The following is a 23,848-nucleotide window of genomic DNA, read 5'->3' on the forward strand; positions in this document are numbered from 1 at the left end:
CGATGTTTTTCCCGATTCTGACGGTGCCTTTTCTGGCACTGCAGCGCCTCCTGCGGCCCTTGATCTCGCTGGGTCTGGCTGCGGCTCTGTTGGCGGTCTATCTCGTGCCGCCCAGCTTTGCCCAGACGAGCGGCAACCAGAGCGTTTTTACCACCCAGACGCCCGCCAGCCCGAACGTCACCGACAGCACCAGCTACGAGCTGGGCATGAAGTTTGTCAGTGCGAAGGCCGGTCAGATCACCGCCATCCGCTACTGGAAGGCTTCGAGCGACACGACCACCACCCACACAGGTAAGATCTGGGCGGCGAACGGCACTACTCCCCTCGCTTCGGTCAACTTCACCGGTGAAACGGCCTCCGGTTGGCAACAACAGACGCTTGCCACACCGCTTGCCATCCAGGCGAACACGACCTACATCGTCTCGGTCAATACCAGCGGCTACTTTGCCTTTACCAAGAGTGGTCTGGCCACCGCAATTACGAACGGCGATGTGAGTTCTGTGGCCGACGGGGCAAATGGCCTCTACGGCCCGGCGGGTTCCCGGCCCACCAGTTCTTACTCCAGCAGCAACTACTTCCGCGACATCGTCTTCGTCGCCACCACTGGCGGCACCTCGGGCGCTTCGACAATTACCAAGACCGCAGGCGACAGCCAGACGGGCACGGTGGGCACGGCCTTGAGCACACCGCTCACCGCCCAGCTCAAGGACGGTTCCGGTAACCCGTTGGTAGGCACGAGCGTCAGCTTCGCCGTCACCGCAGGCGGAGGGTCGCTTTCGAGCACGACGGTGAGCACCAACAGTAGCGGCAACGCCAGCAGTGTGCTCACCCTCGGGACGACGGCGGGCAGCAACACGGTGACAGCGACTGCCGGTAGTATCGGCTCGGTTACTTTTAGCGCCACCGGCAATCCCGCCGCCGCGAACAAGCTCGCCCTCACCCCCGCCAGCACGACCACGACCGCCAACGCGGCGGTGAGCTACCAGGCGAAGGTCCAGGATCAGTACGGCAACACGGTGACAACTGCCACCGCCAGCGTTACTTTCTCAGCGAGCGGTGTGACGGGCAGCTTCAGCCCGAGTGCGACGGTGAATGCTTCCGCTGGAATCGCCAGCGTCACCTTTACTCCCAGCGGAGCCGGTACGGCTACCCTGAGCGCCTCGGCTACTGGCCTGACGGGTGCCTCGGCCACCCTGACAGTCAACAGTGCGCCCAGCGGCACCAACCAGAGCGTCTTTACCACGCAAACCCCCGCGAGCCCCAACGTCACCGACAACACCAGCTACGAACTGGGCATGAAGTTTGTCAGTGCGAAGGCCGGTCAGATCACCGCCATCCGCTACTGGAAGGCTTCGAGCGACACAACCACCACCCACACAGGCAAGATCTGGTCCGCCTCCGGGACGCTGCTCGCTTCGGTCAATTTTACCGGTGAAACGGCCTCCGGCTGGCAACAACAGACCCTCGCTACCCCCCTTTCGATCCAGGCGAGCACGACCTACGTCGTCTCGGTCAACACCAGCAACTACTTTGCGTTCACCAACGGCGCTCTGGCGAGTGCCGTGGTCAATGGCGACCTCAGTTCGGTGGCGGACGGAGCGAACGGCGTCTACGGCAGCGCTGGAAACTTCCCGACCAGCTCCTACCAGAACAGCAACTACTTCCGCGATATCGTCTTCGTCGCCGGTAGCTCCGGCGGTAGCTCGGGTTCCTCGACGATCGCCAAGACCGCAGGCGACAGCCAGACGGGCACAGTCGGCACGGCCTTGAGCACACCGCTCACCGTCCAACTCAAGGACGGTTCCGGTAACCCGTTGGTAGGCACGAGCGTCAGCTTCGCTATCACCGCAGGCGGAGGGTCGCTCTCGAGCACGACGATGAGCACCAACAGTAGCGGCAACGCCAGTTCGACCCTGACCCTGGGTACGACGGCGGGCAGCAACACGGTCACGGCCACAGCCAGTGGCATCGGCTCAGTGACCTTCAGCGCCACCGGCAATCCGGCTACTGCCAGCAAGCTTACCCTCAGCCCGACGAGCGCCACCAGCGGCCCGAACACTGGGGTGAGCTACCAGGCGAAGGTGCAGGACCAGTACGGCAACACGGTTACGACCGCCACCACCAGCGTTAGCTTCTCAGCCAGTGGGGTGACGGGCAGCTTCAGCCCGAGTGCGGCGGTGAACGCCTCCGCCGGAATTGCCAGCGTCACCTTCACCACCGGCAGCAGCAGCGGCAGCGGTACGATCACAGCCACCGCTTCGGGCCTCACCTCCGCCAGCGGCACGCTGACGGTGAGCACCGGCAACCCGATCTACCTCGAAAACCTCAAGCCGGGCACCACCAACTGGCAGATCCCGAGCGGCAGCAAGTCGGGGGGTGAAATCGCTGGTTTTGCCGGAGCGCTCAGCGTCAACAAGGGCGAGGCTCTGCCTCTGATGGTGAGCTTCGATGTCTACGGCAGCGGCGGCTCGCCCTCTCAGATTCTCGGCCAGTACACCGTCGAGGTCTACCGGCTCGGGTACTACGGCGGCACGGGTGGCCGACTGATGACCACCCTGGGACCGATCAACGGCTACCGCCAGGCCGACTGCCTGATCGGAGACCAGGCAACGCGATTGGTCGAGTGCAAGTGGCTGCAGAATGCCACGATCCAGACCGGCTCGGACTGGACGACGGGCCTGTACGCCGCCAAGCTCATCGACGGGCGCAACGGCAAGCAAGCCTACGTCTGGTTCGTCGTCCGCGACGATGCCAGCCACTCGGATTTGCTCTTCCAGAGCAGCGTCAATACCTTCAACGCCTATAACTACTTCGGCGGCTACCAGGGCGGCTTCAGCCTCTACCGGGGCAACGACGGCACCTACAACACCCGCGCCTTCAAGGTCTCCTTCGACCGGCCCTACGCCGATTCGATCGGCTCCACCGATCCGAACAACCCGATGGGCCAGGAGTACGGGATGGCGTACTGGCTGGAGCGCCAGAGCTACGACGTGTCGTACACGACCAACCTGGATGTCTCCTTGAACGCTTCGCTGTTGCAGCAGCACAAGGGCTTCCTGTCGGTCGGCCACGACGAGTACTGGACGATGGAGGAGCGCCAGGGGGTGCAGCAGGCCCGCGACGCCGGTATTCACCTGGGCTTTTTTACAGCGAACGCCGCCTACTGGCGCGTGCGCTACGAGCCCTCGACCAGCGGCACGCCCAACCGGGTGATGGTCTGCTACAAAGAAGCCTGGGCCCAGGATCCGGTGGCTCCCACCACCCGCTTCCGCGACTATCCCAACTACCTGCCCGAGAACGCCCTGCTTGGCGTCATGTACATCGGCGACTACAACGGCTCGGGCTACCCCTGGGTCGTGAGCAACGCCTCCGACCCCATCTTCGCCAATACCGGCGTCACCAACGGCAGCGCCTTCTACGGCATCGTCGGCTGGGAGTGGGACGCGGTGGTGAGTAACGGCCAGAGCCCGAGCGGTCTTGTCACCCTCTCCGCCTCGCCGGTGACGGCCACCACCCTCGCCCCCGCCGACCCCGGCGATCCGAATAACCCGAGCAACATCTCCACCAGCACCAGCCAGACCGCCAACGGCGTGCGCTACACCGCCGCGAGCGGGGCAAAGGTCTTTGCCTCCGGTGCTATCCAGTGGGCGAACGGATTATCGACCGGCGGCCTGCCCTTCCAGCAGCTCAACGTCAACATCCTCTCCAATATGGGCGTCAAGCCCTACACCCCCACCTCCGGCCTGATCGTGCCTTAGGAAGTGAACCATGATACGCCCCATCGTCTCCAGCTTTTGCTTCCTGGCGCTCGCCGCCCTGCCGGTCTCTGCCGAGGTGCTCTACGCCGTCGGAAGCCCTGGCACTCTGCTCACCGTCGATCTAGACAGTGGCCGGATCGAGACCAGGAGCACCCTGGCTCTGCCCGACCAGAGCCGCCTGAACGGAGTGACGGTTCTCGCCGACGACACCGTGCTCCTCGCGGGCACGGTGCCGGGGGTGCGCACCCGCAACTACCTGGCTCTGCTGGGCAATGGACGGGTCCAGACCCTCAACGTCACCGGCCTGGCCCAGCGCAGTGCGCTCTTGAGCGTTCTCGCCACCCGCCAGGGTGCGCTGTTGGGTGTCGCCAGCGCCCAGAGCGAAGGTGTCGCCCAGCGGCTGGTCACCATCGACCGCCAGACGGGTAAAGCCCTGCCCCTCGCCGACTTTGCCCTCTCAAAGAGTGTGCTGCTGAGCAACCTCACCCAGTGCCCGAATGGTCGCATCTACGGCACCACCTTCCCCCAGGAAGGCGGAGCGCATCTGGTCCGGGTAGACCTGCTGCAGCACAAACTGACCCGCCTGCCGGGCCTGCAGATCGCAGGTCAACCCTTTGGCGGTGGCATCAAGAGCCTTGCCTGCTCGGGGGCAAACGAACTGTTTGCCCTCTCTCCCAGCAGCACCGAGGGCCAGAGCGTCCTCTACCGGCTCGATGCTGCCAGCGGCAGCCTGAACGAGGTGCTCACCGCTGAGATCGAAAAGATCGCCTTCCGTCCCTGAGTTTGACCCTTCCTCGTTCTCGCCCCCCTCCTGCGAGGGGGGTCTTTTTCTGGCTGCCGCCGATGCTAATCAAAACCCTCTACACCCGGCGCTACGCGATCTTGACAGCGGCGGTGTTTGTCTTCTTAGCCGTGCTCAGCTGGGGCAAACACTGGAATCTGCTGGTCGATGTCGGGCGCGACTTGGAGACGACGGTGCGCATCGCCGATGGGCAGTTGCTTTACCGCGACATCCAGTCGTACTACACGCCCTTTGCTTACTACTGCAATGCCTGGTTGGTCAACCTCTTTGGCCGCCACCTGGCCGTCTTTTATCTGATTAGCCTGGCGATCAAGGCGACGCTCGCCCTGGCCGTCTACAGGCTTGCCACCCGCCTGCTCAAAGAATCCTATGCCGCTGCAATCTGCTGCGGGGTGCTCGTTACCTTCGCCTTTACTCCCGGCAACGTCAACCAGTCCAGCTTCTCGATGCAGTACGCCGGTGCCTTTCTGGCCCTGGCATTGGTAGCGCTGCAGGCGTATCTGCTGCGTCCGCGCCCGTGGCTGTTGCCGCTGATGGGCGTCCTCAGTGCTCTGGGTGCCCTCAGCAAGCAGGAGTACGGCGTCGCCGCCGCCGCAGCGATACTCGCTGCCCTGCTCCTGCACCACCTCAGCGCTGAGCAAACGCCCTGGCCCATTCGGGTGCGCCAGTTGCTCACAGCCTGGCTGCTCTTTGCTGGACCGCTGGCGGCAGTGACCTTCGTGCCGCTCTGGTGGTTCTTGAAGCAGGTGGGCTGGCAGGTGCTCGTCGAAGAAAGCCTCTACCCGCGCTCCCGGTTTCACCTGTTCACAAGTAGCGAGATGATGCAGGTCTCGCCGCTTAAAACGCTCTTCGTCTGGGGCCGCAGCGCGCTGTACTTTTTACTCAGCTCTGCGCCGGTCATCGCGGTGCTGGTGCTGCTGCGCCGCCTGATCCGCGACCCGGCGGTGCTCGCAATCGCTGCTACGGCCATCGCCTTTCCGCTTTCGTACCTGTTCGCGCGGCTATCACACGTAAGCGACCTGCTGCCTTTTAACTACCTGCACTGGTCGATCGTTCTATTTATCGGTGCAGCAGCGTTCTACCGCCCGATTGTAAAAGCGATTGGAAAACCGGCGGCGCTGGTGCTCTTTGCCCTGAGCGTCGCCGTCGTCGTCCTCAACCTGCGCTGGCTATTCACCTTCGAGCTGTACGACAACTACGCGGTGCTATTGTTTGTCCTCTTCGGACTCGCCCTCGGATTGCTCGCACCGCACCTGCCCCAGAAAATCAGCCCGCTTCTTTACCTGGCGGTCTGCACCGGCGCAATGCTCCTGGCGCGCACGTGGGAGTTCGCCCGCTACGACGCGCCCGTGGAATCGCCCCGTGGCACCGTGCTCACCCCGGCCCGCCAGACTCGCTACCAACCAGCGGGCATGAGCGCAGCCTTCAACCAGGCCATCGCCTTTTTGGACTCGCACCTCGCACCTGCCGAGCGGGGCCGCGTCCTGGTGCTGCCGGACGGTACGCTGCTCAACTACCTGAGCGCTACCCATTCTCCGGCTAGGGAATTGACCTTTCTGCCCGGCACGATCGCCGGGCCTCAAGAAGAAGAAGCTTTCATCGAGCGCATGAAGCGGCAGACCCGCTTCATCGTGCTGGTGGACCGCACCTACGATGGCTGGGCCCAGAAGCGCTACAGCCAAATTAATCCGCTCATCTACGAGTGGGTCACCCGCCAGAACCGGCTGGTTGCACGCTTTCCCGCCAACGCCGATCTCATCCGGATCTACCAGACCGCTACCCCCCGCGATTAGGAGCCACATCATGCATTCGCCTACCCTTCAACTCGATGTCAAATCGTCCCTGCTGCGCAAGATCCAGACCCGCACCGCCCGCATCGCCATCGTCGGCCTGGGCTACGTCGGCCTGCCTCTGGCTGTCCAGTTCGCCAAAAGCGGCTTTGCCGTCACCGGCATGGATGTCGATGAGAGCAAGCTCGCCCGCCTGAACGCCGGTACGTCTTACATTCAGGATGTCGAGAGCAGCGACCTGCGCCAGTTCGTCGCAGCCGAGCGCCTCACAGGCACCTCGGATTTTAGCCGCCTGCGCGAGGCGGATGCGATCATCGTCTGCGTTCCCACCCCCCTCGATCGCTCCAAAAAACCCGACATTTCCTACATCGTCGCCGCCGCCGAAAATATCCAGGCGTCGCTGCGTCCCGGCCAGATCATCGTGCTGGAGAGCACCACCTATCCGGGTACGACCGACGAGGTGCTGCTGCCGATGTTCGAGCAGATGGGCCTCCAGATCGACCGCGACTTTTTCCTCGCCTTCTCGCCGGAGCGGGTCGATCCGGGCAACCCTACTTTTCGTACCGGGAATATCCCCAAGTTAGTTGGGGGCGTCAGCGCCGACAGCACCGAGGTGGCGACGGTTCTCTACCGCACCGTCGTGGGCCGGGTGCATTCAGTCTCTTCGGCGCGCACGGCTGAAACCGCCAAGCTGCTCGAAAACACCTTTAGAAGCGTGAATATCGCCCTGGTGAACGAGATGGCCCAGCTCTGCCGCCACCTGGGCATCGACGTCTGGGAGGTGGTGGAGGCGGCGGGCACCAAGCCCTTCGGCTTTATGAAGTTCTATCCGGGGCCGGGCATCGGCGGCCACTGCATCCCCCTCGACCCGTACTACCTCTCGTGGAAAGCCCGGCTGCACGGCTACGAGCCGCGCTTCATCGAGCTGGCCGAAGAGGTCAACTCCCACATGCCCGACTATGTGCAGAGCCTGGTGGGCGAGGCGCTCAACAGCCAGCGCAAGTGCGTCAACGGCGCTGACATCTTGATTTTGGGTGTCGCCTACAAGCCCGACATCGACGATTACCGCGAGTCGCCCGCCCTCAGGCTGATGCAGAAGTTGCACCGCCAGGGAGCCCGGCTGCGCTACAGCGATCCCCACGTGCCGGTGCTGCCGTTTTTGGTCGATACCGAGAGCTACATCCTCCAGAGCCAGCCCCTCGACGCCGCTTCGATCGCCGCTGCCGATCTCGTCGTGGTCGTCACCGACCACCGCGCCTTCGACTGGCAACTGGTCGCGGACAACGCGGCTCTGGTCGTCGATACGCGCAACGCCCTGGCCGCCCACCGCGACTGTTGCCCGACCTTCCACCTCTAGACGGGAGCTACCATGTCCTCTGCCACCTTCATCTTGATTCTCGCCGTCGTGCTCAACGCCCTCGGCAACGTGCTGATCAAAGTCGGTATGAACCAGGCTGGCCCGCTGGATCTGACGCAACCGCTGCGGACGATGGCGGCGATTTTTCTCAATCCCGGCGTCGCCTTTGGCATCGGCTTTTTTGTCGTCGCCCTGGCCGGTTACAGCTACACCCTGGCCCGGCTCAATTTGAGCACGGCCTATCCGATCATGAGCAGCCTCAGCTTTATGGCGGTGCTGCTCATCTCGGTGGTCTTCCTGCAGGAGCGGGTGCAGCTGGTGCAACTGGCAGGCTGTGCCGTGATCTTGCTGGGCGTCTGGCTGGTCGCCTCCCAGATGGGACCGACTCCCGCTCCCCCGGTCAAAACCGCCGCGAGCACGCTGCCGGAGGTGCGATGAACACTTCCCAACTGCAGTCGGGGCGGCTCAGCTTTGCGCCGCCCCGGCCCGCTCCCCTCAGCTACCGGTTCTTGAAGCGGGCTTTCGACTTCTGCGCGGCGGCCTTTGGGCTGCTGCTGCTCGCCCCTCTGCTCGTCCTCGTCGCCCTTGTTATTTGCCTCGATTCGCCGGGACCGATTTTCTTTCGGCAACAGCGTCTCGGGCGGGGCGGGCGGCCCTTTCGGATCTGGAAGTTCCGGACGATGGTAAAGGGTGCCGAGGCCCAGCTGGCCCGGCTCGAAAACTGCAACGAGTCGGAGGGCGGCGTGCTCTTCAAGATGAAGGCCGACCCGCGCGTTACCCGACTGGGAGCGTTCTTGCGCCGCACCAGCCTCGATGAGTTGCCGCAGCTCATCAATGTGCTCGCAGGCCAGATGAGTCTGGTCGGTCCCCGCCCGCTGCAACTGCGCGACTGCGAACGGGCCCGCGAGCGCTACCCGGATGTCTTTGCCCATCGGCTCTCGGTGCTACCGGGCATCACTGGACCCTGGCAGGTGCGGGGCCGCAGCGAAGTCGCCTTCGAGCCCATGCTCCACCTCGACCTCGACTACATTGCCCAGCGCAGCTTCTGGCTCGATCTGGTCATCCTCCAGCAGACGCTCGTCGTCGTGCTCGCCCGCAGAGGGGCTTACTGAGCGCCATGCTGTTCAATTCTTACGAATTTATCCTGCTGTTTTTGCCCGTGAGCGTGGCCGTGTTCTACGGCCTGGGGAGTACGGGCCGCCCCCGCGCTGCCTGCCTCTGGCTGGTAATCGCTTCGCTTTTTTTCTACGGCTGGTGGAAGCCCGCGTACCTGCTGTTGCTGGTCTTTTCGATCGGCTTCAACTACGGGGTGGGCCTCGCCCTGGGCCGGATGGGTGGACCGGCCACTCGCCGCCGGGTGGTGCTGGCGCTGGGGATTGCGGTGAACCTTGGCCTTCTGGGCTACTTCAAGTACGCCAACTTCTTCGTCGCCAACTGGAACGAACTGGTGGGCAGCCACTGGTCGCTTGCGGCGATCGTCCTGCCGCTCGCCATTTCGTTTTTTACCTTCAACCAGATCGCTTATCTGGTCGATGCCTACCGGGGCATCGCCCGCGAATACGATCTGGTGAGCTACAGCCTGTTCATCAGCTTCTTTCCGCACCTGATCGCGGGACCCATCGTCCATCACAAGGAGATGATTCCCCAGTTCCAGGAGCGCGACGGTCGCTTCAACGCCGAAGATCTGGCGGTGGGGCTTACCATCTTTTGCATCGGCCTCACCAAGAAAGTGCTGCTGGCGGACGGCATCGCCCCCTACGCCAACCAGGCGTTCGACATCGCCGCCCACGGCGGCAGCCTGCACTTTGCCGACGCCTGGATGGGAGCGCTCGCCTACACGCTGCAACTGTACTTTGACTTTTCCGGCTACTCGGACATGGCGATCGGCGCAGCGCGCCTCTTTGGCATTCGCTTTCCGAACAACTTCGATTCGCCCTACAAGGCGACGAACATCATCGACTTCTGGCGGCGCTGGCACATCACCCTCTCGAATTTTCTGCGCGACTACCTCTACATTCCTCTGGGCGGCAACCGCAAAGGACCGCTGCGCCGCTACGTCAACTTGCTTGCAACGATGCTGCTGGGCGGCCTCTGGCACGGTGCGGGCTGGACCTTCGTGATCTGGGGAGGATTGCATGGCTTCTATCTGGTTATCAACCACGCCTGGCGCACGTTCCGAAAGGCGCTGGGTCACGATCTGGGCCGTGTTTCTCCTCTGGGAACACTGGCGGGTCGCCTGGCGACCTTCCTGGCGGTGGTCGTCGCCTGGGTCTTTTTCCGCTCAGAGAATCTACCGGCGGCGCTCAAGATGCTGGCACTGATGGCGGGCACCGAAGGCATCTCGCTCCCGAATTATCTGCCGACGCAGTTGATTGCCCTGCTGCTCTTGTGCTGGTTCGCCCCCAATACCCAGCAGTGGATAGCCGCTTACCGGCCCGTCCTCGAAGCAGTCAGCTCCCCGGCCCGCTGGCAGTGGCGTCCCACCGTCGGTTTTGGCCTGCTGGTGGGTGTTCTGCTCTTTGTCTGGCTCAAGATCTCCTTCGAGGCCGCTCCCAGCCAGTTCCTCTACTTCAACTTCTAAAATCTATGTCTGCCACCGGCACCCGGACCACACCCGCACCAAAAGTTCTCCCTGCCGCTGCTGGAGAACGACTTGGCCGCTATTTCCTGGCGGTCGCCCTGGGTCTCATTGGCTCCTGCGCCGCATTTCTGGCACTGGTGGCCCTGCAATTTGGAGCCCCGACCGAAAGCTCGCGGCCCATCGATCAGGTCTACAACTTCAAATCCGCCCCGGCGGCCCATGGTGGAGCGCGGCTGGTGATTGTCTCGGGCTCAAACGCTTCCTTTGGTGTCAGTTGCCGCCAGATCCAAGAGCGGACCGGCGTCGATTGCGTGAATGGCGGGATGCACGCGGGCCTCGCCACCGATTACCTGCTCAGGCGCGCCCGGCGCTTCCTCCATTCGGGGGACACGGTGCTGCTGCCCCTCGAATACGAGATGTACACCTTTGACGGCCAGCCCAACCAGGTGCTCATCGACTACGTCTTTGCCCGCGACCCTGGCTACTTTTTAGCCGCCGACCCGCTCACCCAGTTTCGCTTTGTGGCGGGCATCTCCTTCAAGCGCCTGCAGGCTGGACTCGCCGCCCGCCTCAAGCCCCCCCACGAAGTTGGGCGCGACGACTACCACGCCCGCGTCCTCGACCGCAACGGCGATCGCATCGACAACGCCAGGGCAAAGATGACGGCGAAGCAACTGGGCAAGCTCGCCGCCATCCGCCCGATGACCATCGCCGACCCCCTTGAGGGCGAGACGCCCGGCCTGCGCTCGATTCGCGCTTTTATCGACTGGTGCCGCGAACGCCACATCCAGGTCGTCGCCACCTGGCCCAATACCCGGCGCTTCGCCCTTTACCAGCGGGCGGATTACCGCCAATTTTTGGGTCGCATCGAGCGCTTCTATCGTGCCCAGGCCGTGCCCGTACTGGGCCAGCCGGACGAATTTATGTACGAGCTGCCGCTGATGTACGACTCGATCTACCACCTCAACGACGAGGGGGTGCGCCTGCGCACCAGCCGCCTCATCGCCCTGCTCCACCCGTACCTTTCCACTCCCGGAGACTATCCCCAATGATTCCGATGCTCGATCTGCAGGCCCAGTACTGGGCGCTGGCCGATGAACTGAACGCCGCTGTCCAGCGGACGATGGCCGCCGGCCAGTACATCCTCGGCCCCGAGGTCAAAAAACTCGAAGCTGATATCGCCCGCTACTGCGGCACCCGCTTCGCTGTAGGCGTCAACTCCGGCACCGACGCGCTCTACCTGGCGCTGCGCGCCCTGGAGATTGGTCCGGGGGACGAGGTGATCACGACGCCTTTTACTTTTATCGCCACCACCGAGGCGATCGGGGCAGTCGGAGCGACGCCGGTCTTCGTCGATATCGATCCGCATACGTTCAACCTCGACGTTGCCCAGGTAGAAGCAAAGATCACCCCCCAGACCAGAGCCCTGCTGCCGGTCCACCTCTACGGTCAGACCTGCGAGATGGACAGTCTTGTAGCTATTGCCCGCCGCCACGGACTGCGGATCGTCGAGGACTGCGCCCAGGCGATCGGGGCAAGCTGGCGCGGCCAGGCGGCAGGGGCGCTGGGCGACATCGGCTGCTTCAGCTTTTTTCCGAGCAAGAACCTCGGTTGCTACGGCGACGGCGGTATGGCGGTCACGAGCGACCCGGTTCTGGCGGAGCGCATCGAGATCCTGCGCCGCCACGGGGGCAAAAAGAAGTACCACCATACCGAACTCGGGGTAAATAGCCGCCTCGACGAACTGCAGGCGGCGATCCTCAACGTCAAATTTCCCCACCTCGACGCCTGGAACGCCGCCCGCCGCGAGCGCGCCCGGACGTACAATCAGCTGCTCGCCGGCAGCGGCATCGCCTGTCCGGGAGAGCTTGCCGATAGCGAATGCGTCTACCACCAGTACACCGTGCGCGTGCCGGATCGCGAGCGGGTGCAGGCCGAGCTGAAGGCGGCGGGGGTGGCCTCGATGGTGTACTACCCGATTCCCCTGCACCTGCAGGAGGTGCATCGCAACCTGGGCTACGGCGCGGGCGATTTTCCGGTGGCCGAGCAGGCCGCCCGCGAGGTGCTCTCGCTGCCTATCTATCCGGAGATCAGCTTCGATGAGCAGTCGCTGGTCGCCCAGGCGCTCATCGCCGCCGTTCGCCAACCGCTCGCCGTCTAATGTGAGGAGTTTTTTCGATCATGACCAAACACATTTTGATTACCGGGGTGGCGGGCTTTTTGGGCTCCCACCTGGCGGACGCCCTGCTGGCTCGCGGCCACCGGGTGACAGGCGTCGATAACCTCTCGATGGGCAGCCTCGCCAACATCGCCCACAACATCGATCACCCGCGCTTTCGCTTCCACCAGCTCGACATCCTCGATCTGGCCGCCTTTGAGGCGGTGGCGGGCGATATCGACGTGGTCATCCACATGGCCGCCTTCAAGATCCCCCGTTACGGCCATCGCCTCGACACGCTGCAGATCAACAGCCGAGGCACCGAGTACGCCCTCGAAGTCGCCCGCCGGGCCGGGGCAAAGTTCGTCTTTGCCTCGACCTCGGATGTCTACGGCAACAACCCCCACGTCCCCTTCAACGAAGAAGACCCGATCGTGCTCGGTTCGAGTGCGGTCGCCCGCTGGGCCTACGCCGCCTCGAAGCTCTACGACGAGCACCTCTGCTGGGGCTATCAAGAAAAGTACGACATCCCCTGCACGGTGATCCGGATCTTCGGCTCCTACGGTCCGCGCCACCACCTGAGCTGGTGGGGTGGTCCCCAGTCGGTGTTTATCGACCAGCTCCTCAAAAACGAACCGATCACCCTCCACGGCGACGGCCTCCAGACCCGCAGCTTCACTTTTGTCGAGGACACAGTGAGCGGCTTCGTCGCAGCGGCGGAGCGGGCGGAGGCGAACGGCGAGCTGTTTAATGTCGGCGACGACCGCGAGATCGCGATCGTCGATCTGGCCCGGCTACTGCACGAGCTAATGGGCCGCCCCGGCGAACCGGAACTGCTGTTCATCCCCTACGACCAGATCGCCGGTGGCAGGCGCTACGAGGATGTGCGCCGCCGCGTGCCGGACAATCGCAAGGCGCGCCGCTTGCTCGGCTTTGACCCGCAGGTGAGCCTCGAAGAGGGGCTGACCCGCACCCTCACCTGGCAGTACCAGGTGCGCCGCCAGCAGCGGCAACTGTTGTCCATCCCTTCCTGAGGACACGGCCTTGAAAATCTACTTCGTCATCCCCGCCTTCAACGAGGCGCAAAACGTTCCTTCGCTCCTGCGCAGCATCCAGGGCAAGATGGACGTCCTCGGCCTGCCCTTCCAGATCATCCTGGTCGATGACGGCAGCAGCGACGGCACCGCCGAGGCAGCCCTCACCAGCGATGCGCCGGTGATTGTCCTGCGCCAGTCCAACCAGGGGCCGGGAGCCGCCTTTCACAATGGCTTCCGCACCGCCTTGATGCTCGCCGACGACGAGGACCGGATCGTGAGCCTCGAAGCGGACAACACCAGCGACCTGAGCATTCTGCCCGCCCTGCTTGCCCTCATCGATCAGCGCCACGACGTTGCCCTCGCCTCGGTCTACGCGCCCGGCGGCGAGATTGTCGGCGCTTCGGCTCTGCGCAAGGTGCTCAGCTGGGGAGCCAACCTGCTATTGATGAGCGCCCTCGGTACCCGGCAGATCCACACCTACAGCTCCTTTTTTAGAGCCTACCGGCCCGCGATCCTGCGCGCCGCCCTCGACGCCTACGACGAGGATCTGATCACCGAGGCAGGCTTTGTCTGCATGGTCGAATTGCTCATCAAGCTGCTCTTTGTCAACGCCCGGATCGCCGAGGTGCCGATGGTCCTCGACAGCCGGATGCGCATCGGGGCGAGCAAGATGAAAATTGCCCGCACGATCCGGGGCTATGGCCAGGTGCTCTGGCGCTTCTGGCGCGGTGACTACCAGCCTGAACCGGGTCTTATCGAACTGCCGGTCCGCTCCACTACCCTGGGACACCGCCCATGAGAACTTCTTCTGATACGCCGGTGGCGATTATCGGCGGCGGCATTCTTGGCCTTTCTTTGGGTTGGCAATTGACCCGCTCCGGGGTAAAGGTGCAGATCTTCGAGCGCGACCGGACCCTGGGCGGTCTGGCGGCTTCGATGGATCTGGACGGCCTGCAGGTGGACCGCTTCTACCACGTCATCCTGCCCACCGACCGGCACGTGATCGACCTGGCGACAGAACTGGGCGTGGAGGAGCGGCTGCAGTTTCGCAACACCAAAGTCGGCTACTTCGATCAAGGCCAGATGTACTCGCTCAGCTCACTGGTCGAATTTTTGCGCTTCAAGCCTTTGAGCCTCGTCGAGCGGCTGCGGCTCGCGGCCTTTGTGCTCTACTGCCAGCGGCTCACAGGCTGGCAAGCCCTCGATCGCATTGCGCTGGAGCAGTGGCTGGTCCGGCTGTGCGGCCAGAGCCTCTACCAGAAGATGTGGCTGCCCTTGCTGAAGTCAAAGTTCGACGACGACCCCAGCCACCTGCCCGCCACCTACCTCTGGGCGCGCACCCGCCGGATGTCCTCCAACCGCGACAGCTCCGCCGCCCGCGAGAGCATGGGCTGTCTGGTCGGTGGCTATCAGGTGCTCGCCGACGCCCTGGCAGAGGCGATCCGCTCGGCGGGCGGTGAGATTTTCACCGGTGTGAAAGTCAAAGAACTCGCCTGCGAGGCGGGACGGGTGACGGGCCTGCGCACCGACGCCGGTTCTTTTGCCTGCCGCTCAGTGATCTCGACCCTGTTGCCCGAGTACCTGCAGCCGCTTTTGCCCGGCAGCGTCCGCCTCGAACCCCAGCGCTACCTGGGGATTGTCTGCCTGGTGTTGAAACTGAGCGCCAGTGTCAGCCCCTACTACACGGTGAACATCACCGACCGCTCGATCCCGTTTACGACCGTCGTCGAGACCTCGCGGGTGATTGGCTCCGAGAACCTGGGGGGCCACAGCCTGCTCTACGTGCCGAAGTACGTCGCCCCCGACAGCCCCTACTTCGATCGCAGCGACGAGCAGATCCAGGCCGAATTTTTGCACCACCTGGGGCGGATGTTCCCGGACTTCCGGCCCGAGCAGATCGTCACAAGCCGGGTGATGCGCGCTCGGGCGATCGAACCGGTGCATGAACTGGAGGCGGGCTTGCGGGTGGAATCGGTGTACGCTCCCCTACCGGGCCTCTACCAGACCAGCACCGCCCAGATCTACCCGGCCCTCGTCAACTGCGAGGCGGTGATCGCCCTGGCAGAAAACGTCTTCGAGCGCCTGCGGCCCGATCTGGTTCTTTCCAACACCTCTTTTCAGGAAGCTTCCCATGTCCGATAAGTCCGTTGCCCGCTCCGTCTCGCTCGTGCTGCCCACCTACAACGAGGCGGCCAACCTCGAGCGGATGATCGCCCGCCTCGATGCGCTACTCAAAGAAAGTGGCCGCCCCTACGAGATCATCGTCGTCGATGACGACAGTCCTGACCGCACCTGGGAACTGGCTGAGCAGCTGGGGCGCGAGCGCTTTGCCCAGTTGCGGGTCGTGCGCCGCGTGGGCGAGCGGGGACTGGCAACCGCCGTCCTGCGCGGCTGGGAAGTTGCCAGTGGTGACATCCTGACGGTGATGGACGCCGACGGTCAGCATCCGCACCTGACGCTGCTGGAATTGCTCGACGCCGTGGAGGCGGGAGCGGATATCGCCGTCGGTTCCCGGCACGTCAGCGGGGGCGGGGTGAGCGACTGGAGCGCTGTGCGCCGCTTTCTTTCGCGCGGTGCTCAATTTATTGGCCTGGTGCTCGCCCCCTCGGTGGTGCGCCGGGTGAGCGATCCGATGTCGGGCTTTTTTGCCCTGCGCCGTTCGGTGATCGAGGGGCGGACCCTCGATCCGGTAGGTTACAAGATCCTGCTGGAGGTGCTGGGCCGGGGCCGCTACCGGACGCTCGAAGAAATCGGTTACGTCTTTCTGGAGCGCGAGGGGGGCGACAGCAAGGTCAGCGCCCGGCTCTACTGGGAGTACCTGCTGCATCTGGTGCGCCTCAGCCGCCAGACCGGCGATCTGCAGCGCTTCTTGCGCTTTGGCCTAGTGGGCGTCTCCGGCGTGCTGGTCAATCTCGCGGCCCTCTGGTTTTTCAAAGAAGTCGAGGCGTTGCCTCTGTGGCTGGCCGGGTGTCTGGCGGTCGAAATGGCGATCGTGAGCAACTTTGTTCTCAACGATGCCTGGACCTTCCGCAGCGAGGCCGAGCGTGCCCCCGGCCTTCAGCCGTGGCTGGGCCGCCTGTGGCGCTTCAACGTCATCTGCGGCGTCGGAGCTGTAATCAACGTCGCCTGCCTGCTCCTGCTCACCAATCTGCTGGGACTCTATTATCTGGTAGCTCAGCTGGTGGCCGTCGCTGTGAGCACCCTCTGGAACTACACGCTGAACGCGACCCTCAACTGGCAGGCCGAGGCGGGGGTGCCCCTCTCGCAGTTGCCAGGGCGGCTGCGCCGCCGGGTGGCGTTGGTGCTGAGCGGCAAAAGTTAGACCGCCCCCACCCCTCCACACCCCCCCTGCCCCCCGCTCTCCTCCTCCTGCCCCCCGAATGGGGGGCTGCCCCGCCGGGCAGAGGAGAAGAGGGGGGGTTCACTGTAACTGGGCTGCAGGTGGGATGGGTGAAGTCAGTTGCAGGCTTGTCTTCCCTTGTGGGAGAGGGCTAATCAGGAGACGACTTTATGCAACTTTCTCGAAAACCTCTCGATCTGGCAGGTTACATCGCCCTCGCCGCCGTCGGCTTCTACTGCATCTTTCAGTTGCCCTTCGGCTTTGCCGCCACGGTGCCGGTCGTCTCAGATTCGTATATCTTTGGCTTCAACAACCGGGTGGCGGTGCTCAGCACCGTGGGCATCGTCGCCGTCCTCACCCTCTTGCGGCGCTACCTCAAAATTGCCGACTGGCTGGTTCTGCCGCTCTTCGGTGAAAAAACTGCGTCCTCCCAGCCGCTGGACCGCCGGTGGCTGGTGGGCTTCGTGCTCGCGAGCACCCTTGCCACTCTGGCGGTTTACCTGTTCGTCCACGACGGCTACTTCGGCGAATCGGGCTACATCCTCAAACGAATGGACCTGCTCCTGCACTACGGCAGGCTGCCCTACAAAGATTTCGAGTTCGCCTACGGTCCGGCTCTTTTGTACCTGCCGGCGGGTTTTGCCAGTGCGCTCGCCGGGGTGGGCCTGGCGCTGCGCCCGAGCTACTACCTGTTTTTTGCCCTCACCAACGCGCTCTGCCTCGCGGCCCTCTTCTTTGTCGTGGATCAGGCCGACATCGCTAAAAAACACAAGGCTCTGATTTTTGCCCTCGTCGCCCTTGCGGCCCTGCCGGTTTTCAGTCTCGCCATCAACGGCTGGGCGCGGCACCTGACGCCCTATGCAAGTGTGATCGCCCTCTGGGTGTGGAGTGGCAAAAACAGTCCCTCGGTTGCAAAGCTGGCGCTGTTGGGGGCAGCGGCGAGCCTGCTCAATCTGGCGATCTCGCCGGAAGTGGGGGTGGCCTTCAGCGCGGCGCTGGCATTCTATCTCGTCGTGTTGAGCCTGACGGTCCACCGCCGGTTCATCCTCAATCTGCTGGTGCATCTCGTCTCGCTGCCGCTGTTTCTGTGGCTCATCTCACCCGATTACCTGCAGTCGGTCTTCAACTTTTTAGGCGGCGGCTACAACTTCCCGGTCGTCCCGGCGCTGCACATTCTGCTCTATCTACTCAGCTTCTTTGTGCTGCTGCCCAACTTGATCGGGGGGGTGCTGGACCGCAGCCGTCCGGACCGGCCCCTCGTCGCCGGATTGATCGTGCTCTGCCTGGCGATGCTCCCCGGTGCGCTCGGTCGCTGCGATTTCTGGCATGTGACGCTCTACGGCATCGGCGTGTTTTTGCTGACGCTGTTGGGCCTCGCAAAAGCGAGCGAGCAGGGGCGCATCCCGCGCCTGGCATTCTCCGGCTACGCTCTCGGTTACGCCCTCATCCTGGCGCTCGTGATCCGGGTCTTCGATGTCTACCCCTACCGCTACCTGCTTGCCAACGACCTCTACGCCCACGCCTACACGCTGTTGGGGCCGGAGCGCAGCCTGGCACTGGCGGGTAAGCGTCCCGCCCTCGCCGCTAAACTCCATAGCAAGTTTGCCCAGATCGCCCACGCACCGGATTTCAGCAAACTGGACCCCTACGGGCCGATGCTTGCCCCCGTCGAGGTGAGTGCGCCCCTGGAGCGCTACTTAAAAGCCACAGGCAAGTTCCTCCCCGAGTACTACCCCGACAACCAGGGCATCTACTCGGACGCCCAGATCGCCCGCAAGCTCCAGGATGTGGAAAGCAGCCCCTACGTCCTTGTTCCTGCCCAGCCTGCGGTCTCGGGCGACTACGGTCGCGAGCGCCAGGCGTACCTGAGCCGCTATTTTCTCTACCCGTTTCGCCTGCCCCAGGTGCGCGACAGCCTCAGCCTCGACGAGCGGCTGCAGGCTTATCTGACGGCCCACTTCCACAAAATTACCGAAGTCGAAGGCTACGTCCTCCTTGGGCGCAACAACACCTCTGTCACCTGAATCTGTGGAGTCTACCTGTATGCAAGCGCTCGTATCGGCGATCCTCCCCGCCTACAACGCCGAAGCGTTTATCGCCCGCACCCTCGATTCGGTACTGGGCCAGACCCACCGCGAGCTGGAGGTGATCGTCGTCGATGACGGCTCCCGCGATCGCACCCCGGCCATCGTCGAAGCATACTGCCGCCGCGATGCTCGGGTGGTGCTGCTGCAGCAAAAAAACGCCGGGGTGTCGGCGGCCCGCAACCTGGCGATTGCCCACGCCCAGGGCGCATTCATCGCCCCGATCGATGCCGACGATCTCTGGTATCCCCAAAAGATCGAAAAGCAACTGCGCCGCTTCGGTGAGGCGAACAAAGCGGTCGGCCTGGTCTATACCTGGACGGCGATGATCGATGAGACCGACGCCCTTACCGGGCGCTGGAGCGCCTGTCCCCTGGAGGGCAATGTCTGGTTGCCGCTGGTCTACCACAACTTCATCGGCAACGCCAGCGTACCCCTCATCCGCCGCGAGTGTCTGGAAGCGGTCGGCCCCTACAACTTGAAGCTCAAGATCGATAACACCCAGGGAGCCGAGGACTGGGATCTCTACCTGCGCATCGCCGAGCGCTACCCTTTTGCCCTGGTGCCCGAATTTTTAACCGGCTACCGCCAGTTGCGCGGCAGCATGTCCCGCAACTACCGGGCGATGGAGACGTTTGTCCGACTGGTGCTCGAAGGGGTGCGCGAGCGGCAGCCGGGGGTGCCCGAGCGGCTCCTGCGCTGGGCAATCGCCGATCTGTACTTTAACTTTGCCAAGTCGAACCGGCAGGCGAACGATTACCGCGCCAGCCTCGGCTGGCTGGTGCGCTCGGCCCTCGCCGATCCAGCCCTGCTCGCGCGGCGCAGCTATTACCGGCAGTTGGCGGCGGACCTGCTGCGGCTGCGGAGCAACCAGAACGCGCCGGAGGTGCCGCAGGCCGCCAGCCTGGACCTCGCCGAGTTGCACCAGAAGGTCCGCTCGGCGAGGCGGGGCAGGGGTGACCTGCAGGCGGTGCGCCTGCAGAAGCTGGCGCTTACTTCGGGGCGAGCAACTTGAGCTTCAGTACGTGGGGGTTCGCTTCGACGTTGCCCGCTGCGTCGCGGGCACTGGCGGTCACGGTGTAGGAACCGGCGGGCAGGCCGTTCAGGGTGACCTGCCACTGCGAGTAGTCGGAGACAAGGGGAGACGCAGCTACGCCGTTGACCGTCACGCTGCTAATCGTGCCGTTGTCGATCGAAAAACCGCGCAGGGTCAGTGAACCGCCGGAACCGAGCTGCACCTGGGAAGGGTTCGCTCCCAGGTTGGTGATCGCGCTCGAAGGCGGCAGATCGTCGATCGGATTGGCAACGTTCAAAGTCGCGTTGGTGGTGTGGGCGACCGAGACGTTGTTGTTGCCGATCTTCGAGTCGTGGGCGTAGGAGAGGCCGTCTTTTTGGGAGCTGACCAGATCGGAGTAGACGACCTTGGCCGCTTGGCCCGGACCGTAGTAGTCGTTGATGATGATTGGCCCCGAGTAGCTGCCGCCCGCTGAGCCGCTGGTCGGGTTGATGTAGCTGCCGGTGTAGTTTTGCTTGAAACCGGAGATCACGACGCTCGAACCGGAAATTTCGTAGTTGCCGGTGGGCGGGGTAAAGAAAGTGTCCGGCGCGTAGGCGCTCTGGATGTTCAGGTTCTGGAAGGTGACGTTCGGCCCGCTTGCGAAGGTCTTCATCGCGTTGCCGGTGTTCGAGATCGTCATGTTCTTGAAGGTCAGATCGCGGGTGTACTGCTGGTTGTTGAGGGCGTACTCGTACATCACCTCAAAGCCATAGTTGCTGTTGGTGCTCGTCACCGTGTCGATGAGCATACCGTTGCTGCCGATCGAAAAGGGATAGTGGATACTCCAGGCGGTGAACTTTTTGATCTGACCGGGCCGCGACAGGGTCCAGTTGCCGCCGTAGAACTGGGAACACCAGCGGTGCTCGTTGTGGCAGCTGTTCCCCTCAAAGCGCAGCAGGGGCAGGCTGTTGACCAGGGTGGGCACCTCGCTGCCGGTGGAGTTGAGCACCGGGGCGGTGAGGGCGGTCGGTCCCGAAAAAGTCTGGTCGTAGTAGTAGGTGACAGGCTCGATGTCGAACAGATAGCCGAAGGCGTCGTTCTCTGCCGACTGGTTGTTGATCAAGGCGTTGCGGCCATTCGCCCACCAGAAACCAAAACCTTCGCCGCTCAGATACGAGAGCGATTCCTTCGAGGCAGCGGTGCCGTTGAAGGCGTTGACCGCCAGGTTGTGATCGAGGAGGTTGTAGACTTCCGAGCCGTCCTCCAAAAAAAAGCCCGCCGCGTTGGTCTTGTAGCCAACGTTGTCGCGCACCAGGGCGTAGTCGGTGTCGTGGATGGTGATGAACTTGAAGCCGCCGTTGGTGACGGCGTTACCGGTGATATAAAAGCCGCGCATGGTGTCGTTGACCATGTGCAGGTGAATCGGGTAGCGACCGATGTTGCCTTCCTTCCCCAGGCCGTCGAAGCGGGCATACTCGATGGAGCCACTGCTGTAGGCGTGGTACATCGTGTGGCCGCGCGCGGCGGTGCTGCTGGTGTCGGCGGACTGCACGACGATGTTGCGCGTCAGATTGGCGACTTCCGGGTAGTAGCCCGACAACCCGGAATGGTCGTAGCTCAAAGCCGAGCTGAGGGTGATCGTCTTGCCGCTGATGGCGCTGATCGTGCGCTGCTCGGTGGTGGTACCGCCGTATCGAAGACTCGACGGGTCGGAGGCAAAACCGGACTTGCCGTTGTTGACGCCGACGACGATGATGCTGTCGCCCACCTTCCAGTCGCTGATGTCATCGACCACCGTCACCTTGGTGTTGCCGACGACGGCGTTACCGCTCAGCCGCGTCCAGGTCTTCTTAAGGGGCTGGCCGTGCAGGTCGAGGCGACCGCCGCAGACAATGATGCCAGGGGCGTCGCTGCTACTAAAATCGCTGTAGGCCACCAGCTTGATCGTCGCTGTCACCCCCGCAGGCAGCGGTGCTCCCGGCAGACCGATATTCAGCGACCCCGATGTGGCCTTGGTCGGCTCGCTGCCGTTGCACGAAGCGGTCTTGTCCACAGTCGCATTGTCGCCAATCTTGAGGAGGCCGACGCCCAGGTAGGTGCTCGATTGGGTCGAAAACTTCAAACTGCCGAACACGCTCAGCGTGTGCAGGTTGATCTGGGAGTTGCTGTTGTAGGTGACGCTGCGGCTGGAGGGAATCACGACGTTGTCGCCGCTCGCCGGAAGAGAGCCGCCCCAGACTTTCGTATCGGTCCACGAACCGCTGGCGACCGCAGTCACCGTCCGCCCACTTGGGCTGGCCGCCGCACGGGCGGCAGTAATGCTGACAGTTTGCGACAGAAAACAGGCGAGTGCCAGAGGCACCCAGCAAGATGCACGAAGGAGCATATTACCTCTGCTTGAACGGGAAAAAATGCAGCAGGAAGTGCTCGCCTCATAGGCGAATAGGGAGTCTACAAGCAGCCTTCAGACAGGCCAGGAGCAATGAACTCAGCCCGCTGAACAACTTAACTGCATAAGCTGTGTACTGGTGTTACTGATTTTGAGCTGTGGGGAGTCCGCCTTGAAGGAAACTTCAGGGCGGAATAGAAGCATTGGGTGGAAGTGCGTTACGGTTCTGTTTTTAGAACACAAACACAATACCCTGACGCTCTAAAGTTTCTGACATAATCTCACCAATATTTGGGAGGAAAAATTTTGGACCCTGTCCGGTGAGTAGTAAGATGAATTTACCAGAATCATCCATCGAGTAATACGGCCAGATGGCGAAAAAAAATGACAAACTGGCTAGCCGCCTGGATAGCCGCCAGAGCGCTTTCTGGCATTTGCAAAAAATATAAGAGCGATCCGCACGCAGGTGTGGCTACCGCTGGCAGAACAAAGAATTTATGCCGACCAAACTAGCATAAACTCCTCCACATGTTCAGCAATTTATGCTGGCCTGCAGGCATAAATGACCTGCTGGTACTTCGGAAGAAAAGCTGTTGCGTGACTGACCCCACAATAGAGCCGATTCGCCATGCTTGATCACAGTAACGTCAAACAATTCTACGAGCAACTGTACACCACCGACTACATGGGCGAGGACGGCTTCGCCTGCTGGAGTCAGAATGGCGTCGAGCTAGAGCGGGTCAGGGACGTGCTCTGCCAGGTACAGGGTCCGATCGCCTCGGTGCTCGACTACGGCTGCGGCCAGGGCCGCTGGGCAACGGTGCTGGCGGAGCAATTTCCTGCCGCCCAGGTAACGGGCATCGATATTTCCCAGACGGCGATTGCCAGAGCACAGCAGCGCTTTGCGATGCATCGCTTCGTCGCCTTCGACGGCGAGCGCGCCCCCTTCGCGGACGGGTCCTTCGATCTGCTGTTTTCGTACCACGTGCTGGAGCACGTCATCGACCTGGAGGCGGTCGTCGCCGACATGGCCCGGCTGGTCAAAAAAGGCGGATACCTGTGCATTATCTTTCCGTGCGCCAACGCGGGCTCCCTCGAAGAAAAGACGATGCGCCTGATCAAAGACGGCAAGGTGACGACGCCCCAGGGCGAGATGGTCTTTCATTTTGAGCGCTCCGCCGGTCACCTGCGCCGGTTAAGTAGCGCCCAGATAAGCGAGCGCTTCGCCTGCCAGGGAGCGCGGCTAAGGGAGCAATCCTTCGCCTGCCAGTTTTTTGGGGCGGTCGATTATCTGGTGCGCTCGACCGACGGCGGTTACATTCGCTCGTTCTGTGCCGTCGGACGGGCGGTGCATCGGCTGGCCGCCCTCCGGCTCGGGGTGCTGCAGTACGCGCTGCTCGTCGTCGCCCGCCTCATCAAGTGGCGTCGGCTCGGGTGGCTATCCTCCGGTTGCGAGGCACTCGTCACCTCCCTGGCGCGGCTGGAGTGGCGGCTGGGCCGCCATCGCCCGAACGGTTCCGCCCAATTTCTGCTGTTTGAAAAAATCTGATTGACC

At 63.0% G+C, this 23,848-nt stretch carries 17 protein-coding genes; 16 read left to right on the forward strand and 1 reads right to left on the reverse strand.

The genetic code is table 11. The annotated features are described in order from the left end of the window. Positions 1-2: 2 nt before the first annotated feature. The 15 genes from GKIL_RS02200 (at position 3) to GKIL_RS02270 (ending at position 19,922) form a co-directional block, all read left to right on the forward strand. Entirely contained in the window at positions 3-3,758 is a 3,756-nt protein-coding gene (locus GKIL_RS02200; RefSeq protein ID WP_023171732.1) for a N,N-dimethylformamidase beta subunit family domain-containing protein, read from the forward strand. A gap of 10 nt (positions 3,759-3,768) precedes the next feature. After that, positions 3,769-4,539: a hypothetical protein gene (locus tag GKIL_RS02205; protein WP_023171733.1), complete on the forward strand. Its 771-nt coding sequence runs from the start codon at positions 3,769-3,771 to the stop codon at positions 4,537-4,539. Positions 4,540-4,601: 62 nt separating this feature from the next. After that, positions 4,602-6,353 carry a glycosyltransferase family 39 protein gene (locus GKIL_RS02210; RefSeq protein ID WP_023171734.1) on the forward strand — a complete coding sequence of 584 codons (1,752 nt, stop codon included), beginning with the start codon at positions 4,602-4,604 and terminating at the stop codon, positions 6,351-6,353. A gap of 10 nt (positions 6,354-6,363) precedes the next feature. Then, the gene (locus GKIL_RS02215) at positions 6,364-7,707 is read left to right on the forward strand and encodes a nucleotide sugar dehydrogenase (protein ID WP_023171736.1); all 1,344 of its coding nucleotides are present in this window, start codon (positions 6,364-6,366) and stop codon (positions 7,705-7,707) included. 12 nt (positions 7,708-7,719) lie between these two features. Continuing rightward, complete coding sequence (locus GKIL_RS22140; protein ID WP_023171737.1) at positions 7,720-8,145, forward strand: DMT family transporter; 426 nt, start codon at positions 7,720-7,722, stop codon at positions 8,143-8,145. Continuing rightward, the gene (locus GKIL_RS02225) at positions 8,142-8,819 is read left to right on the forward strand and encodes a sugar transferase (protein ID WP_023171738.1); all 678 of its coding nucleotides are present in this window, start codon (positions 8,142-8,144) and stop codon (positions 8,817-8,819) included. Before GKIL_RS22140 ends, GKIL_RS02225 begins: the two co-directional genes overlap by 4 nt. A 5-nt stretch (positions 8,820-8,824) precedes the next feature. After that, positions 8,825-10,288 (forward strand): MBOAT family O-acyltransferase, encoded by a 1,464-nt coding sequence (locus tag GKIL_RS02230; RefSeq protein ID WP_023171739.1) that lies wholly within the window; start codon positions 8,825-8,827, stop codon positions 10,286-10,288. 5 nt (positions 10,289-10,293) lie between these two features. Next, positions 10,294-11,340, forward strand: coding sequence for a hypothetical protein (locus GKIL_RS02235; RefSeq protein WP_023171740.1), 1,047 nt, complete (start codon positions 10,294-10,296; stop codon positions 11,338-11,340). After that, a complete protein-coding gene (locus tag GKIL_RS02240) occupies positions 11,337-12,449 on the forward strand; it encodes a DegT/DnrJ/EryC1/StrS family aminotransferase (RefSeq protein ID WP_023171742.1) in 1,113 nt (370 codons plus the stop codon). Before GKIL_RS02235 ends, GKIL_RS02240 begins: the two co-directional genes overlap by 4 nt. A gap of 20 nt (positions 12,450-12,469) precedes the next feature. Next, positions 12,470-13,480 (forward strand): NAD-dependent epimerase/dehydratase family protein, encoded by a 1,011-nt coding sequence (locus GKIL_RS02245; protein ID WP_023171743.1) that lies wholly within the window; start codon positions 12,470-12,472, stop codon positions 13,478-13,480. Between the two features lie 10 nt (positions 13,481-13,490). After that, positions 13,491-14,282, forward strand: a complete 792-nt coding sequence (locus GKIL_RS02250) for a glycosyltransferase (RefSeq protein ID WP_023171744.1) — start codon at positions 13,491-13,493, stop codon at positions 14,280-14,282. Then, a complete protein-coding gene (locus tag GKIL_RS02255) occupies positions 14,279-15,625 on the forward strand; it encodes an NAD(P)/FAD-dependent oxidoreductase (protein WP_023171745.1) in 1,347 nt (448 codons plus the stop codon). The genes GKIL_RS02250 and GKIL_RS02255 overlap by 4 nt, the downstream gene beginning before the upstream one ends. Then, complete coding sequence (locus GKIL_RS02260) at positions 15,615-16,805, forward strand: glycosyltransferase (protein ID WP_023171746.1); 1,191 nt, start codon at positions 15,615-15,617, stop codon at positions 16,803-16,805. Before GKIL_RS02255 ends, GKIL_RS02260 begins: the two co-directional genes overlap by 11 nt. A gap of 188 nt (positions 16,806-16,993) precedes the next feature. Next, positions 16,994-18,847 carry a hypothetical protein gene (locus GKIL_RS02265; RefSeq protein WP_023171747.1) on the forward strand — a complete coding sequence of 618 codons (1,854 nt, stop codon included), beginning with the start codon at positions 16,994-16,996 and terminating at the stop codon, positions 18,845-18,847. 19 nt (positions 18,848-18,866) lie between these two features. Further along, a complete protein-coding gene (locus tag GKIL_RS02270; protein WP_023171748.1) occupies positions 18,867-19,922 on the forward strand; it encodes a glycosyltransferase family 2 protein in 1,056 nt (351 codons plus the stop codon). On the opposite strand, the gene GKIL_RS22145 is transcribed toward GKIL_RS02270, so the two are convergent. Beyond that, positions 19,900-22,290 carry a G8 domain-containing protein gene (locus tag GKIL_RS22145; protein WP_023171749.1) on the reverse strand — a complete coding sequence of 797 codons (2,391 nt, stop codon included), beginning with the start codon at positions 22,288-22,290 and terminating at the stop codon, positions 19,900-19,902. The genes GKIL_RS02270 and GKIL_RS22145 overlap by 23 nt on opposite strands. Before the next feature lie 631 nt (positions 22,291-22,921). Here GKIL_RS22145 and GKIL_RS22150 point away from each other — a divergent pair. Further along, positions 22,922-23,842, forward strand: a complete 921-nt coding sequence (locus tag GKIL_RS22150; RefSeq protein WP_023171750.1) for a class I SAM-dependent methyltransferase — start codon at positions 22,922-22,924, stop codon at positions 23,840-23,842. The last annotated feature ends 6 nt before the right edge of the window (positions 23,843-23,848 follow it).

Origin of the sequence: Gloeobacter kilaueensis JS1 (genome assembly GCF_000484535.1) — a bacterium.
GTDB classification, from domain to species: domain Bacteria; phylum Cyanobacteriota; class Cyanobacteriia; order Gloeobacterales; family Gloeobacteraceae; genus Gloeobacter; species Gloeobacter kilaueensis.